Consider the following 14,664-nt stretch of genomic DNA (forward strand, 5'->3'; position numbering starts at 1 on the left):
TGTTCCGTTCGGCCCTAGGCCAGGGCTGCGGAACCCTACACCAGGGCTGCGGAACCGAAGGCGACGCTGAACCTGTCGCACCAGAGCACTACCGTGTCCAGTCCGCTCAGGTCAGCACCGGCGGGAATGACGTAATTGTGGGTGCCATGGGTCGCCTTGATGAGGCCGAGGTCCACGTATTTGCCTCCGCGATACTTGAACCAGTCCCCGCCGGCGTCGAGCTCACTGAGCCAGATCTTGACGTCGGGACCATCGCTGCTCGCCAGATTCTCCAGCCGGAGCAACTGCGTCCCGTCTGCGAGCCTGAGGAGGCTCGCCGTCCCGCTGGTGGGGTGCTCCTGGGATTGAAAATCGCCCTTGGCCACCACAATGGGTGCAGCTTCGGAAGCCGGGGCCGCTGCAGTCGCCGTGGGCTGCATACTTTCCGTGGGGCCCGACGGCGAAACTCCCGTTGCGTTCGAGGGGGAGGAGGCGGCGGGTACGGCCTCAGGCAGGGCCTCGTTAAGGGTGCTGCTTGTAAAGAGGCGCCAGGGTTGGAATAGGTAGGCGCCGATCAACAGCACAGCCACCGTGCAGGGAATGAGCACAGCCAGTACTTTGCGGCGTTTGAGAAATTCCATGTCTCTACGGTAGGCGCGGAGGGAATGCCCTGTCCCGGGGAAAGTCTTACCGTTTGCTGACAGCCCGGGGAAAGTCCGCCCAGCCTAGGAGAGTTCGCCCACAGGGATTTCCACCGCGAGGCGGTTGGATGGCCCGGCAAGCGGACACGCCCAGGCTTCGTTGTAGGCGGACGACGGGTTATAAGCGAAGTTGAAGTCCAGGATGAACTCTGCCGCGGGACCAGACCCTCGGATGCCGTGGTAGGCGCCCTTGACGGTGTCAAGGAGGTAACGCCCGGAGCCGTAAGTGCCGCCGCTTTGTCCGGCGGTGGCGTCCCGGAAGGGTACAAAAATGCCTCCGCCATAACCTTGGATCTTCCACACGGCCAGCTGGCCCATCTCTGGAAGGTCAAATGTCCCGAGCCGAAGGAAGTGAACGACACCATCCGCGCCTGTGTCGACGCTCATCTCCCTGCCTGCGCCCTCTTTCGTCAAGGGGACATTGAAGCGGTAGATGGGATCGTAGTCCGCCGTCCGAAGGCCGCCAAAAACGGCCTTGTCGGCGGCCGTCAGAGGAGAGGCAGAGTGGGTTCCGAACATGCGGTCACGCTCTTGCCGCCAATAGGAATGCGCTTCCGCCGGGTTGTCGACGGCGATCCGCCTGACATTGTCATAAAGGGCGAACGTCCGTAGCCGCCAGTCTGCGACGTCGACGGCGGAGATGTCCGTCATGTTGTCGCCGCCCCGATTTTCTTGCAAATTCGCCATTCCCCCAGCCTAGTCGTCTTTGGCATCCCCACCGCGAAACGCTGCCCTGCCGACGCTGGCGGGTCCCTGCTGACCGCTACGCTGGGATGCATGACAGGGACGGGAATCTCCACATCGCTCCGGCTTACCTCAGTGCTGCTCGTAGCAGCAGCGGCGATGGCCGGCTGCAGCAACGAAGGGAAAGGCGCTCCTGCGTGGACGGCGGGCGCGAGTCCCTCAGATTCCTCTTCCCCGGCTCCCACTGCAAATCCTACGGGGACCACCGCATCCGGTACTGCAACTCCGGAGGTCACGCCGTCGGGAACTGAGACTCCGGTGGTCGGCGCGACTGCTTCCGCCTGGAAGGTCTTCAACGACCCCGGGAAAACCGTGAGCTTTGAGCTCCCGCAGGATTGGATTACGCAGTCACTGCCGCCCGTGGATGGTTCCCTGCCCGGTGCCCTGAAAATCGAGGTGAAGGACTCCAAGGGGGCTTACCTGGCCACACTGCAGACCCGGTTGCCTGCGGCGCCTCCGGCGGACTGCTCCGCTACAGCGGCCAAGCCGTACGTGGTTGTCAGCAGCGTTCCGGTGGAACTGCCTCATGCTGACGGGGAAGGAACCATTCCACCGCGAGTGGTGTTCCGCGTAATCCAGGGGTATAAGTTCTTCGGTTCATTTGGCATCACCAACATGGTCGGCGGCGCGGACGGAAAGGCGTGCAGCCTGCAGAATGTGGTCCGCGGTCCGGCAGGGAAGGGTAATTACTCGTTCGGCGATCTCACTGCCCTGAAGGCCTTCGCCACGGATGAAAAGGTGGCTCCGGCCAAATCCTTTGACACGTTGGATCAGGCCGCAAAGTACGTCAACGAGGGGTCTGAATTCGCCAACGTCCAGCGGATGCTAATGTCTCTGAAGATCAACAACTAGTCCCACTGTTTGCCATTGCTTCTGGCCGGCGGTGTGAGGGCTGTTCTGCTTCCACTTCATACTCCGGAGATACATGCAACGCTCGGTCGCCACCCGGCTCGTCTTCAAGACCACCGCTGACACGAAAGTTGCGCTGGCTGTTGCCGTGGCCAACAACCCAGGCTATTCGTCAGTGACAGAAACTTTGTCCGTGACAGCGGGCGGCCAGGATGTTCCAGTCACTGAACTGGCCGATGATCATGGCGGAAGGTTCCACTACTTTGAGTTTGCTGATCCCTCCGAAGTAACCGTCGACTATGCTGCGACTGTGACCGGGCAGGCGACACCCCAGGAGCCCACCCTTATGGACCTGATCCGCTACGTCCGGCCCAGCCGCTATGCGGAGTCTGATCGCCTTCTGCCCACTGCTTACGCCGAGTTCGGCGGGCTTCAGGGGGAAGAACTCCTGCACGCGGTCCGGAACTGGGTATCCACCGAGCTGCGCTATATCAGTGGTTCCTCGCGGGGAACCGACGGGGCGGTGGAGACCCTGCTGCACCGGAGGGGTGTCTGCAGGGACTTCGCTCACCTGGCTATTGCATTGTTGCGGTCCAAAAACGTGCCGTGCCGCCTGGCTGCCGTCTATGCTCCTGGACTGAGCCCCATGGATTTCCATGCCGTGGTGGAGGCGCATCTCAACGGGGCGTGGCACATCATTGACCCCACAGGATTGGCGCCGCGCGAGAGCATGCTGCGCATCACGGCAGGCCGGGACTCCTCCGACACCGCCTTCCTCTCCACAATCGGAGGAGGCCTGACCCTTAGGGAGCTGGGTGTCACCGCCGTGGTGGACGGAATATTGCCGGAAGAGGACCCGTCAAAGCTGGTGACTCTGCGCTAGGGCCTGGTGCCTGGACAGGGCAGGCTAGTGCCGGGCAACAGCGCCTCGGAGCTTCTCAGTAAGACGAAGCAATTCCCGCTGTTCAGCCGCAGTGAGCGACGGCGTCATGAGGGCCTCAATATCGCGTACGTGGATCCTGCCGATCTGCTTCTGCAGCTCACTTCCCGCTTCGGTGAGCTTGAGCAGGACCCCCCGGCCGTCATCGGGAGCAGGCATACGCTCCACCAGGCCTCGCTTTTCCAGGCGCTCCACCATACGGCTCAGGCTGGATTGGCTCAAGAGGATATGGTCGTTCAGCTCATTGAGCCGGAGCCAGCCAGAGGGGCAGCGCGACAACGTGAACAGGACGTCGTATTCGTTGAGTGCTATTGACTTGAAAGCAGGCCCGGACTGCAGGCGTCGCATTACGGCAACCTGGGCGCGGAAGAGGGACTCCCAGGTTTCTGCCGCAAGGCGGACGGGCGATTCCGCTGGACGGTCGGCCATCAGGCCTCCTTTGCCGAGGCTGCTGCGGTCCCTGCGGTTTGAGGCAGAGCCGAGGCAGAGCCGGAAGATTCCTTGTCCTGTGCGGCCAGCAGGTCAGCGACACGGCCCGCATGGGTCGGTGCCTCAGGAACGTGAGCCGGCTTGAGAGCCGCGTATTCCTTGCGAAGGACAGGGAGGACCTCTTCCCCGAACAGGTCAAGCTGTTCAAGCACCGTTTTGAGGGGCAGGCCGGCGTGATCGATCAGGAACAGCTGGCGCTGGTAGTCGCCAAAGAATTCCCTGAAGGTAAGCGTCTTTTCAATAACTTCCTGGGGGCTTCCGACGGTCAGCGGGGTCTGTGACGTGAAGTCTTCCAACGACGGTCCGTGGCCATATACCGGGGCGTTGTCAAAGTATGGCCGGAACTCCTTGACTGCGTCCTGGGAGTTCCTGCGCATGAAGAACTGCCCGCCCAGCCCGACGATGGCCTGGTCCGCCTTCCCGTGTCCGTAGTGCTCATAACGCTCACGGTAGAGACCGATCAGCTGCTGGTAGTGCTCCTTTGGCCAGAAAATGTTGTTCGCAAAGAACCCGTCGCCGTAGTAGGCCGCCACTTCCGCAATTTGCGGGCTGCGGATCGAACCGTGCCAGACAAAGGGGGCCACGCCGTCGAGCGGCCTGGGAGTGGACGTGAAGTTCTGCAGGGGCGTCCGGTGCTTACCGGACCAGTTGACGGTGTCCTCATCCCAGAGACGGCGCAGGAGGCTGTAGTTCTCTATCGCCAGTTCAATGCCGTCCTGGATGTTCTTGCCGAACCACGGGTACACCGGTGCCGTATTGCCTCGCCCCATCACCAGATCGACCCGGCCGTCCGCAAGGTGCTGGAGCATCGCGTAGTCTTCGGCAATTTTCACAGGATCGTTGGTGGTGATCAGGGTGGTGGCCGTGGAGAGGATGATCCGTTCCGTCTGCGCTGCGATGTAGGCCAGCGTGGTGGTAGGGGAGGAGGAGAAGAAGGGCCGGTTGTGGTGCTCTCCGATCGCAAAGACATCCATGCCGATCTCTTCGACCTTCTTTGCGATGGCCACTTCCGCCTTGATGCGCTCGTTTTCTGTGGGAGTGCGGCCCGTAGTGGGGTCGGTGGTGATGTCGCTGACGCTGAATACGCCGATCTGCATGATGTCCCTTTCAGATTCATGAAGTTCCGGAAACTGATTTCAGTATACCGGATATACATGCATTTGCATCTATCGCCGGTTACAACGCAGGGACAAAGGAATTATTCCCAAGTGGGCGCCGGCCGGAAGTGTCAGCTCGGCTCGCCCGGAGCAGCCCGCCGTCCGCTGACTTTGGGGATCTTACCGGTGGTCCAGTCCGCGAATTCAGCATCGACATCTGCCGCCGGTGTGAAAGCGGGCCGCTGCTTCATGGCTAACAGGAGGGACTTCTTTTCGCGCCGGCCCTCCACCAGCCTGTACAGGACAGGCACCAGAACCAGGGTCAGGGCCGTTGAGGACAGGAGCCCGCCGATGACGACGATCGCCAATGGCTGGGAGATAAATCCGCCGCCGCCAGTAAAGCCCAATGCCATTGGCGTCAGCGCGAAAACCGTGGCAAGGGCCGTCATCAGGATCGGCCGGAGACGCTGGCGGGCACCATGGACGATTGCGTCTGCCACGTTCATTCCGGGCCCGCCATCCCGCGGTTGCCTGTACTGGTTAATGAGGTCTATCAGCACAATGGCATTGGTGACCACAATGCCCACCAGCATCAGCATTCCGATGAGTGACGGCAAACCCAGGGGAATCCCGGTCAGTAGCAGCAGCGCGATGGCGCCCGTTGCTGCAAAAGGAATGGAAACCAGCAGTATCAGGGGCTGCACCAGTGATTTGAAGGTCGCGACCATGATCACGTACACAATCGCGATGGCAGCCAGCAGCGCGAGCCCCAACTGCTGGAACGATTCGGCCTGCTGGGTAGTGGCGCCGCCGATCTCGGCAGTGACCCCGGGCGGCAATTCAACGGTCTTGAGCCTGTTCTGGACCTCGGTGCTCACGGCACCCAGATTGGACCCCGACGGCGTGACGGAGACAGTCGCCGTCCGCTGGCCGGCGCTGGCGGTAATAGAGACGGGGGAGTCCACCTGCTCGACTGATGCAATGCTGCCTAGCGTGGCTCCCTTGCCGCCGGGAAGCGGGATGTTCCTGACTGCATCAATGCTCTTGAACTGTGTGCCGACGCCGATCTGGACGGGAAAATCATCCGTATCGATCCGGACCGTTCCTGCCGGAATGGGACTGATGGTGGACGCCAGGACTCCGGCGATCCGTTCTTCGTTCAGTCCTGCGGCGACGGCCTTCGCCCGGTCCACCTTGACCTGCACTACGGGCTGGGTCGTTGCCAGATTGGTTACCGTCTCCGTGCTTCCCGGGACGCCTTCCATGGCCTGCACCATGGCATCACTTGCAGTCCGCAGGTCTGCAGAGTTCGACGCCTTGAGGGTGATGTCTACGGTCGATGACGTGCCGAGGCCCCCTTGCTGGGTCGCTACGGAAATCTTTCCCTCAACGCCGGCTTCCTTCAGGCGCTCACGAACGGTGTCCTGAAGCAAGGACTGCTTCGCTTTCTCATCCGTGACCACCGTGAACGTCGAGTTGGACGCACCTGTGGAGAGGAGCGCGGCGAAGCCGGCCTGGGCATTGCCAGTGGTGACCTGGACATCCTTGATTCCGTCAATGTCGTCCAGGACATCTTCAACCTTGGCGGCCGCGCCGCTTGCATCGGCAAGACTGGTACCCGCAGGCAGTTGCTGGCGGATGCTCATGCTGTTCTGGCCGGAGCTGCCCAGGAGATCGGTCGCCAGCAGTGGACTCATGGCTGCCGTTCCGCCCAGGACCAGCACCGCCGCGACCAGCGTCACCACAGGATGTTTCTGCGTCTTGCGGAGGACTGGAAGGTAGCCACGCTGCAGGACGGTGCGTTGCTCAGCTTCGTGGGCCTGCGCAGCTGTTTCGGCAGCAGTGCCCGGATCCGCTGCAGCGGGAGAACCCTTGAGGAACCAGTAGGCCAGGACGGGCACGATTGTCAGGGACACGAGAAGCGAGGACAACAGGGCAATGGTGACGGTGAGGGCAAACGGGCGGAAGAGCTCGCCGGCCAATTCCCCCACAAAGGCGATGGGAAGGAACACTGCCACCGTGGTCAGGGTCGAGGCGGTGATGGCACCGGCAACTTCCCGGATAGCGGTGAGGATGGCCGTGATCTTGGGCTCGCCGTAGCTCAAATGACGCTTGATGTTCTCGATCACCACGATAGAGTCGTCCACCACGCGGCCGATGGCGATGGTCAACGCGCCCAGGGTCAGGATATTAAGCGAGTACCCGGTGCCCGAAAGGCCGATGAACGTGATCAGCAGCGAGAGGGGAATAGAGACAGCTGTCACCAGGGTGGACCGCACTGAGAGCAGGAATACCAGGATGACGGCGACGGCGAATCCGAGGCCCAGCAGCCCTTCAGTGGTCAGGTCCTTGATGGATTTCTCAATGAACGGTGCCTGATCAAAAACGGGAGTGAAGGTGGCGTTGGCGCCGAGCTCGGCCTCAAGCTGGGGGAGCGCAGCATTGACGGCGTGCGAGATCGCGACGGTGTCGCCGTCGGGCTTCTTGGTCACGGAAACAGCAAGGGTCTCCTTGCCATTGGTCCGGGTGATCGAGGTCCGCGTGTCGTCTTTGATGCTGACGTCCGCCACGCTGCCGATCGTCGCAGCATCCTTGGCGCCACCAAGGGGAAGGGCCTTGATGGCATCAAGGGAATCAACAGGACTTCCGATCTGCAGGGAGAGCGCCTTGCCTTGTTCCTCGATGGTTCCGGCAGGCACCAGGGCCCCGTTGTTCTTCAGCGCATCACTGATTGACTGGAGGGTGGCAGCTTTGGCCGCCATGGCTTCAGGCCGGGGAAGGATCTGGATGTGCTGGGTGGCTCCGCCGGTCACGTCGGCACCCCTGACGCCGTCGATCTTCTGCAAAGCAGGAACGCTCAGCCGCAGGAGATCAGCGTTCAGTTCGCTCAACGACTTGTCGGAAGACACCGCCAAAAAGACAATCGGGAAATCGCTGATGCTCCCGGCAATGGCCTGTGGCTCGACGTCTTCCGGCAAAGTCCGTTTGGCGTTGGAGATAGCCCGGTCAATCTGGTTCCGGGCACGGTCCAGGTTCGATCCGTAGGTGAAGACCAGATTGATCTGAGATACACCGCTGCGGGACGTAGCCGACGTCGATTCCAGCCCTTCGACCCCGTTCAGCGCGGTCTCCAAAGGGCCGCTGACCTGCTTATCCACTACTTCCGGCGAAGCGCCCGGCATGGAGGAGATGACGGTGATCCGGGGGAACTCGATGGACGGGATGAGCTCCTGCTTCAAAGAGGACATCGTGATCACGCCGAATACCGACGCGAAGACGGTGATCAGCGCGATCAGGGCCCGGTTTGCCAGCGAGAGCTTTGCCAGCCGGAACATCTCATAATCTCCTGGTGGATTGACGGACAAAATTCGAACGCACGGCCCGCCGCATCCCCTGCCGGATCAGCTCTTTGTCGCGTTGACCGTTTCCAGTTGGAGTGCCTTGGCGGTCTCTTCTTCAAGCTGAACAGCGAGCTCGGGGTTGTCGTTGAGCTTCACGCCGTACCCGGGCATCATCTCTTTGAGCTTTGACTGCCAGCCCTTGAAATTCTTCGGGAAGGACTTCTGCAGGAGCTCGATCATGATGGGTACAGCAGTGGATGCACCGGGCGATGCGCCGAGCAAGGCACCGATGGAACCATCGCGGCTGGCGATCACTTCAGTGCCGAATTGGAGCACGCCGCCCTTTTTCGGATCTTTCTTGATGATCTGAACACGCTGGCCGGCCGTGATGAGTTCCCAATCGCCGTCTTTTGCTTCCGGATAGTACTCGCGAAGGGCCTCGACCTTTTCGCCGTGGCGCTTCGCGACTTCCTTGATCAGGTAGGCGGTCAGGTCCATGTTGTCCTTGCCAACAGCAAGCATGGGAATGATGTTGTGGGGCCGGATGGAGCGGGGGAGGTCCAGGTACGAGCCGTTTTTGAGGAAGTTCGTGGAGAAGCCGGCGTACGGGCCGAAGAGCAGCGACCTTTTGCCCTCGACAAACCGCGTGTCCAGGTGGGGCACTGACATGGGAGGCGCACCCACAGATGCCTGTCCATAGACCTTGGCGCTGTGCCGGGCGGCCAGTTTCTCATCTGTGCAGCGGAAGAACTGCCCGGAGACCGGGAACCCGCCAAAGCCTTTGCTTTCCGGTATCCCCGAGGCCTGCAGGAGGTGCAGCGCACCGCCGCCGGCTCCCACAAAGACATATTTTGCGTGGATTTTTCCATGTTCGCCGGACTTCGGGTATTTCAGGGACAGGTCCCAGCCGCCGCCGGATGTGCGGCGGATCCCGGTGACATCGTGGCCATAGTTGATTTCCACGCCGTTGTTGCCCAGGTAGGTGATCAGATCGCGGGTCAGTGCACCGAAGTCGACGTCGGTACCCTCCGCGGCACGGGTGGCGGCCACCCGCTGCTTGGAGTCACGGCCCTTGACGATCAGCGGAGCCCATTTGGCGATCTGTGCCTGGTCTTCGGAGTACTCCATGTTGCGGAACAGCACATTCGGCTTCAAGGCGTTATAGCGGTTCTTCAGGAAGCCGGCGTTGGCCTCGCCAATGACAAAGCTCATGTGGGGAACAGTGTTGATGAAGTTTTTCGGCGAACCGATCAGCGAGTTAGTCACCAGGTGCGACCAGAACTGGCGCGACAACTGGAACTGTTCGTTGATGTGCAGGGCCTTGGAAGGGTCCACCGAGCCGTCTTTGGCTGCGGGGGTGTAGTTGAGCTCACACAGTGCGGCGTGGCCCGTGCCCGCATTGTTCCAGGGACCGGAGCTCTCCAGCCCGGCTTCGTCAAGGCGTTCGAAAAGGGAAACCGTCCAATTCGGTTCGAGCTGCTTGATGAAGGCGCCAAGAGTGGCGCTCATGATGCCGCCGCCAATCAGGACGACGTCGGCATGTTTTGTCTTGGAAATGAAAGTCACAATCAGTCTCCGATAGCAGCGGCTCTGGCTGTCACAGAATATCCCCGGGCAGCCTACATACTGAAATTGCCGGCGTCCGTCAAGGCTTTAGCTCGACCTTTGTGAAAACCTCGTTTAAGACCGGGGAAGCCGGGTATTTGAGGACCCGGTCGGAGAGCGCGAGGGCGGAAATGGGGAACGCGATCGGCACAGCGGGGACCGACGCAGCGATCTGGTTGTTGATGGTGTGATACAGATCCGTTCGCTCCTGGCCCTCCGGGAGCCCTCGTGCCCGCTCAATCTTCGAGAAGACCTGGACGTCCTGATAGCCGAACTCTCCGTTCTTCTCACCAAACAGGGGTCCCACGAAGTTGTCCGGATCCGAGTACGAGCCGTTCCACCCCAGAAGATGCAGTGCATGATCGCCCGGAGACTGTACTTTTTGCAGGTACCCGTCTGACCATTCGATGGGTACGGGTTTGATGTTGAAGCCAACGGCCGTCAGTTCCCTGCTGATTTCCGCGTAGATCTTTTCCGGGGTGGGAAGGTACGGCCGGGTCACGTTCAGCGGGTAATAGAACTTGAGTTGCTCGCCCTTGTAACCGGACTTGGCCAGGAGCGCCTTGGCCTTCGCCGGATCGTAGCCAAGGGTAGGCGCATCATTGTTGAACCCATTCAGCTTGGGCGGGACAAACTGCGCCGCCTCTGCCGTGTTGTCGATGTAGAACTTCCGGATCAGTGTGTCCTTATCCAGCGCCATTTCAATCGCCTGGCGTACCTCGAGGTTTTGGAGGATCGGTATCTCCTGGTTCATGCCGAGGTACATCACGGAGAAGGGATCGCGCTGGATGATCTGCTTGCCTTGCTTGACCAGCTGATCAAAGTTGCCGACGGTGACGGCGTCATAGCCGTCGATTTTGCCGTCCAGCAGGGCCTGCAGCCTGGCCTGCGGGTGATCGTACGTGACAAAGTTGATGGTGCCGATCTGGCCCTTGTCCCCCCAGTAGTCTTTGTTGCTGACGAGGGTAACTTTGGTGTTATCCCAGCCGCCAAAACTGTACGGGCCGGTGCCAACCGGGTGGGCGGCATACTTCGAGATTGCTGTGCCCTCACGGGTTTGATCCAGGACGTCAGCAGTTCCTTCCGCCATCGCTTTGGGGGAGGACATGCCGAAGGCCGGCAGGGTCAGGGCTTGCAAGAAGCCTGTGAATCGCTGGGTGAGGTCGATGCGGACATTGTCCGGGGCAAGTGCTGAGCAGCCCTTATAGATTGACAGCGAAGCCTGGTCAGAATGGGCTTCAAAGACGCTCTTGAAGGAACTTCCGGGGGCTTGCTGCCGCAGGGATGCGGGGAAGTTGAACCAGCGGTTGAAGTTGGTGCAGACGGATTTAGCATCGAAGGGGCTGCCGTCCTGGAACTTCACGCCGGTCCTGAGCTTGAAGGTGTAGCTTCGGCCGTTGTCCGTCTCGCTCCATTCCGTGGCAAGAAGGGGGGTGGGGAGCCCCGTAGTCTGGTCAACTCCCACGAGGCCCTCCAGGACCTGGCGGGTTACCCGGAAGGCTTCAACATCAGAGACCAAAGCGGGGTCGAGCCCGAGGGGCTGCGCCGCTGTGCCGAAAGTAAAAGTGGCGGTGGGTCCGGTGGTGGCAAGAGCCGGGCTGGAGGACTGTGAAGGTGAGGGCGAAGGCAACGGTGCCCCCGTGCAGGAGACGAGCAATAACGCCAGGAGTGCGGCGCCGATGCTTCCTCTGACGCTGCGCGGTTTACTTCTGGGCACTCGCTGATCACCTCGGGACGGCTGGGCGCTCCGCGGACTGCAGAACAGTCATTAGTCTAATTGACCTCCAGCCAACAGGACCCGCACCTGGGTGCGGGCCCTGTTGGCTGCTGGGCAGGTCCGGGGAGTCAGGCCGGTACCGCGGCAGGAGGCAGGTGGACAGCCGGGATGCCGGTTACTTCGGCATCAGGACGGTATCCACCATGTAAACGGTGGCGTTGGCGGTTTGGACTCCGCCGCAGATGACACCGGCGTCATTGACCTTGAGGGCGTCCTTGGAACCGGTCACTGTTACTGTGCCACCCTGGACCGTGGTGTGGGTTCCCACGATTTCATCAGGCGAGATCTGACCGGGTACCACGTGGTAGGTCAGGATCTTGCTCAGCAGGGCATCGTCGGTCTTGAGGGTCTCGATGGTGGCCGCATCGATTTTCGCGAAGGCATCGTCAACGGGAGCGAAAACAGTGAACTCGCTGCCATTGAGGGTGTCCACGAGGTTGACTTTGGGATTCAGCTTGCCCGAAACGGCTGCGGTGAGGGTGGTAAGAATCGGGTTGTTGGAGGCTGCGACAGCAACTGGATCCAAAGCCATCCCGGCAACCGAACCGGCGCCGTCGGGGACCTGGGCGGCGTAGCCTGCGCACCCGGCACCGACCAGGTTTGCAGCCGGATCCATCATTTTCGATTCTGTGGCTGTCGGGCTGGGTGCCGGGGCCATGGTGGAGGCGGAAACTTCAGGAGCCGCAGAGCCGGGAGCCGTGCTGGCAGTTCCGCCACAGGCAGTGAGGCTGAGCAGGGCTGCGGCGGCAACACCTGCAACGGTGAAAGATGTGCGCTTGATGGACTGCATTTCGATTCTCCTTGATTGGGCCGATCTGAACCTGAGCCAGACCGTCTTCTGTCTGTTCATGCCGTAAATCCGACTGGCAGACACCGTCTTGCTTGGTGCCTCACTGGGTATTCGGCTTTTTGGGACCGACGGATGGGTCCAAGGGAGAGAATCTTTTTCGGCTTGTTTTCGGTTAGGAGTCCGGCCCTTAAATTGACGGAGCCCCGGCCGTAAGGCCGGGGCTCCCAAGATCTGACTCACAGTGCGCAAGGGGGGACTTGAACCCCCACGCCCGAAGGCACAGGAACCTAAATCCTGCGTGTCTGCCAATTTCACCACTCGCGCTTGGCGTCGCCGTCGGAGCAGTAGCGTCAATCGCTAGAGCCCGACGGCGGATGCCAGCCTTTATTGTATCGTCCGGATCAGCTGTCCAGCTTCAGGTCACGGCGCAGCTTTGCTACATGACCCGTTGCCCTGACGTTGTACTGGGCAACTGCAACCTTGCCGTCGGGGTCAACGACCACTGTGGAGCGGATGAGGCCGTCATAGGTACGGCCATAGTTCTTCTTCTCTCCCCAGGCAGCATAGGCCTCGGCCACCGCGTGGTCCTCGTCGGACAGCAGGGGAAACGTGAGCCCCTCCCGGTCGGCGAACCGGGCGAGTTTGTTAACCGGATCGGGTGAGATGCCCAGGACCTCGTAGCCGGCAACCTGGAGTGAAGCCAGGTTGTCACGGAAATCGCAGGCCTGCTTGGTGCAGCCCGGAGTCGACGCTGCGGGATAGAAGTAGACCACGGTGCTGCGGCCGCGGTATTCCGAGAGGCTGACGTCCTTGCCCGTACTGTCTTTCAAGGTAAATTCGGGTGCTTTGGCTCCCGGTATGAGACGTTCAACCACTTTTTTCTCCTTCGAAACTTTTAGGACACTCAAGCCTAATGACCTTGGGAGTCAAGGACCGAATCGGACGCTCGCTATACTAAGTGGTATGCCTGATATGGATCGCTGGCCCACTGGGCGCCTATTGTCCACGGCGGCGCGCCTCGTTGAGCATTCCTGGAATGAAAAACTGGGTGCTATCGGACTGACGCACGCCGGGGTCATCGCCATGGAAGTGCTGTCCCTCAACGGCCCCATGACGCAGGCGCAACTTGCCCAGTTGGTACGAGTCCAGGCGCAGACCATGGGTAAAACGCTCAGCCGGCTCGAGGCGCACGGGCACATCCGCAGGGAACGCAGCACGTCGGACCGGCGCAGCCATGTAGTCACCCTCACAGATCGTGGAAGCGAGGCCGTATCAGCGGCGGCGGACATGGAACGTTCTGTGCTGGCATCGGCATCCATTGACCCCGATGTCCTCCGGCAGGAGTTGAGGGCAGTCGTGGTGGAGCTCGCCAAACGATTCTCGTCCCCTGAAACCAAGGCGATTGTTGCAAGTGCCGAATCCGGCATGCCTGTGGATGTTAACCAGGTTGTCTAAGCCGGTTGTTTGACTGAGGGCACGCTGAGGACGCGGAAACGGGCTGTTGACGCGTAAATACAGGTGTCCCTAGACCATTTGCGCGTCCCTGGGCCAATTGTGCGGCGGCCTGCTGCTCAGCTGCGAAGGGAGGCTACAGCCTGGGTTGCGGCCTGGATACTTTCCCAACCGCGCCGTCCGGCCACCACGGTACGTCCGTCAAGCTCGACACCTTTGTTCTGCAGGATCGCCACCAAGGTAGCGTCCACAATGTCATCTCGCAGCTCGCCCAACCATGGCCCGCGGATGGTCGGCATGACCGGAACACGCGCCCGGATGGTCAGCAAGTGTCCGCCTACCAGAGCCGCTACGAAGCAGATGATCCCGATGATGAGGAGCTTCAGATAGTTCTCCTGGTCAGTGGCCACAATGTAAGCCGACGGCGTGATGAGGGCGGCCATGAGCCCCAGACGCATCGCCAGAATCGTGCGGGCACTGCCGGACGCCCTTCGGCGGGCTAAGATCCCCTCCAGCTGCTTGTCACGGACAGCCTGCGCCTTCAGCCGCCACTGCCGCTGGCTGCCGAGGTGGAGTTTGACAAGGGCACGGGCCGCGGCCAGCTCCGCCGGATGGTTTTTCCGCAGGGCGGCCACCACAGGATCAGGGGCGTCCGCCCAGGTACCGCCGAGCCGACGGTCGGTGGCGCCGGCCAAGTCGTCCAGGCCAAGCCTGGCGGCCCCTTCGGCTGTTTCCTCGACACGGACGGTGACGGCCGGCGTGGAGTGGTAAGTGGACGCTTGTTCTGATCGGTGCCCGTAACGTGGCGAGCCGTCGGCCAGATGATATTCGTTGCCCATGTGTTCCCCCCAAAGTTGTGATCCGGCGCTGACAGTTTGGTTGCCTCACGTCTGACCTGCC

The 14,664-nt window shown here is 61.2% G+C and carries 13 protein-coding genes and 1 tRNA gene; 3 read left to right on the top strand and 11 right to left on the bottom strand.

The genetic code is table 11. From position 1 onward, the window contains the following. Nucleotides 1–35 precede the first annotated feature (35 nt). Nucleotides 36–620 (bottom strand): DM13 domain-containing protein, encoded by a 585-nt coding sequence (locus MU551_RS09430; RefSeq protein ID WP_247043006.1) that lies wholly within the window; start codon nt 618–620, stop codon nt 36–38. 84 nt (nt 621–704) lie between these two features. Continuing rightward, nucleotides 705–1,367, bottom strand: a complete 663-nt coding sequence (locus MU551_RS09435; RefSeq protein WP_247043008.1) for a DUF1684 domain-containing protein — start codon at nt 1,365–1,367, stop codon at nt 705–707. A gap of 90 nt (nt 1,368–1,457) precedes the next feature. Here MU551_RS09435 and MU551_RS09440 point away from each other — a divergent pair, with 90 nt between their 5' ends. Together MU551_RS09440 and MU551_RS09445 are read left to right on the top strand one after the other, a co-directional pair. Then, a complete protein-coding gene (locus tag MU551_RS09440; protein ID WP_247043010.1) occupies nt 1,458–2,276 on the top strand; it encodes a hypothetical protein in 819 nt (272 codons plus the stop codon). Between the two features lie 73 nt (nt 2,277–2,349). Beyond that, entirely contained in the window at nt 2,350–3,156 is an 807-nt protein-coding gene (locus MU551_RS09445; RefSeq protein WP_247043012.1) for a transglutaminase-like domain-containing protein, read from the top strand. 24 nt (nt 3,157–3,180) lie between these two features. Here MU551_RS09445 and MU551_RS09450 read toward each other — a convergent pair whose 3' ends face one another. From MU551_RS09450 to bcp, 8 genes are all read right to left on the bottom strand, one after another. After that, nucleotides 3,181–3,642 carry a MarR family winged helix-turn-helix transcriptional regulator gene (locus tag MU551_RS09450; protein WP_247043014.1) on the bottom strand — a complete coding sequence of 154 codons (462 nt, stop codon included), beginning with the start codon at nt 3,640–3,642 and terminating at the stop codon, nt 3,181–3,183. Further along, complete coding sequence (locus MU551_RS09455) at nt 3,642–4,799, bottom strand: LLM class flavin-dependent oxidoreductase (RefSeq protein WP_247043016.1); 1,158 nt, start codon at nt 4,797–4,799, stop codon at nt 3,642–3,644. The genes MU551_RS09450 and MU551_RS09455 overlap by 1 nt, the downstream gene beginning before the upstream one ends. A 131-nt stretch (nt 4,800–4,930) precedes the next feature. After that, nucleotides 4,931–8,134 (bottom strand): efflux RND transporter permease subunit, encoded by a 3,204-nt coding sequence (locus MU551_RS09460; protein WP_247043018.1) that lies wholly within the window; start codon nt 8,132–8,134, stop codon nt 4,931–4,933. Between the two features lie 66 nt (nt 8,135–8,200). Next, nucleotides 8,201–9,706 carry a malate:quinone oxidoreductase gene (locus tag MU551_RS09465; protein WP_247043026.1) on the bottom strand — a complete coding sequence of 502 codons (1,506 nt, stop codon included), beginning with the start codon at nt 9,704–9,706 and terminating at the stop codon, nt 8,201–8,203. 79 nt (nt 9,707–9,785) lie between these two features. Then, entirely contained in the window at nt 9,786–11,462 is a 1,677-nt protein-coding gene (locus MU551_RS09470; protein WP_247043028.1) for an ABC transporter substrate-binding protein, read from the bottom strand. A gap of 175 nt (nt 11,463–11,637) precedes the next feature. Further along, nucleotides 11,638–12,312 (bottom strand): fasciclin domain-containing protein, encoded by a 675-nt coding sequence (locus tag MU551_RS09475; RefSeq protein WP_247043029.1) that lies wholly within the window; start codon nt 12,310–12,312, stop codon nt 11,638–11,640. Between the two features lie 242 nt (nt 12,313–12,554). Beyond that, nucleotides 12,555–12,636, bottom strand: a tRNA-Leu gene (locus MU551_RS09480). Between the two features lie 77 nt (nt 12,637–12,713). Next, nucleotides 12,714–13,187 (bottom strand): thioredoxin-dependent thiol peroxidase, encoded by a 474-nt coding sequence (gene bcp / locus MU551_RS09485; protein WP_247043031.1) that lies wholly within the window; start codon nt 13,185–13,187, stop codon nt 12,714–12,716. Between the two features lie 97 nt (nt 13,188–13,284). Between bcp and MU551_RS09490 the strand changes: the two genes are divergently transcribed. Then, nucleotides 13,285–13,767 carry a MarR family winged helix-turn-helix transcriptional regulator gene (locus MU551_RS09490; RefSeq protein WP_247043182.1) on the top strand — a complete coding sequence of 161 codons (483 nt, stop codon included), beginning with the start codon at nt 13,285–13,287 and terminating at the stop codon, nt 13,765–13,767. Between the two features lie 116 nt (nt 13,768–13,883). Here the strand turns inward: MU551_RS09490 and MU551_RS09495 are convergent, their stop codons facing one another. Further along, nucleotides 13,884–14,603, bottom strand: a complete 720-nt coding sequence (locus tag MU551_RS09495) for a hypothetical protein (RefSeq protein ID WP_247043033.1) — start codon at nt 14,601–14,603, stop codon at nt 13,884–13,886. Nucleotides 14,604–14,664 lie beyond the last annotated feature (61 nt).

The organism is Arthrobacter rhizosphaerae, assembly GCF_023062595.1.
Taxonomy (GTDB): domain Bacteria; phylum Actinomycetota; class Actinomycetes; order Actinomycetales; family Micrococcaceae; genus Arthrobacter; species Arthrobacter rhizosphaerae.

Excerpts from the sequence above, each read along its gene's own strand:
- MU551_RS09455 (WP_247043016.1), bottom strand. The coding sequence starts at position 4,799 with ATGCAGATCGGCGTATTCAGCGTCAGCGACATCACCACCGACCCCACT.
- MU551_RS09475 (WP_247043029.1), bottom strand. The coding sequence starts at position 12,312 with ATGCAGTCCATCAAGCGCACATCTTTCACCGTTGCAGGTGTTGCCGCC.
- MU551_RS09430 (WP_247043006.1), bottom strand. The coding sequence starts at position 620 with ATGGAATTTCTCAAACGCCGCAAAGTACTGGCTGTGCTCATTCCCTGC.
- MU551_RS09450 (WP_247043014.1), bottom strand. The coding sequence starts at position 3,642 with ATGGCCGACCGTCCAGCGGAATCGCCCGTCCGCCTTGCGGCAGAAACC.
- MU551_RS09495 (WP_247043033.1), bottom strand. The coding sequence starts at position 14,603 with ATGGGCAACGAATATCATCTGGCCGACGGCTCGCCACGTTACGGGCAC.
- MU551_RS09460 (WP_247043018.1), bottom strand. The coding sequence starts at position 8,134 with ATGTTCCGGCTGGCAAAGCTCTCGCTGGCAAACCGGGCCCTGATCGCG.
- MU551_RS09490 (WP_247043182.1), top strand. The coding sequence starts at position 13,285 with ATGGATCGCTGGCCCACTGGGCGCCTATTGTCCACGGCGGCGCGCCTC.
- MU551_RS09440 (WP_247043010.1), top strand. The coding sequence starts at position 1,458 with ATGACAGGGACGGGAATCTCCACATCGCTCCGGCTTACCTCAGTGCTG.
- MU551_RS09435 (WP_247043008.1), bottom strand. The coding sequence starts at position 1,367 with ATGGCGAATTTGCAAGAAAATCGGGGCGGCGACAACATGACGGACATC.
- MU551_RS09445 (WP_247043012.1), top strand. The coding sequence starts at position 2,350 with ATGCAACGCTCGGTCGCCACCCGGCTCGTCTTCAAGACCACCGCTGAC.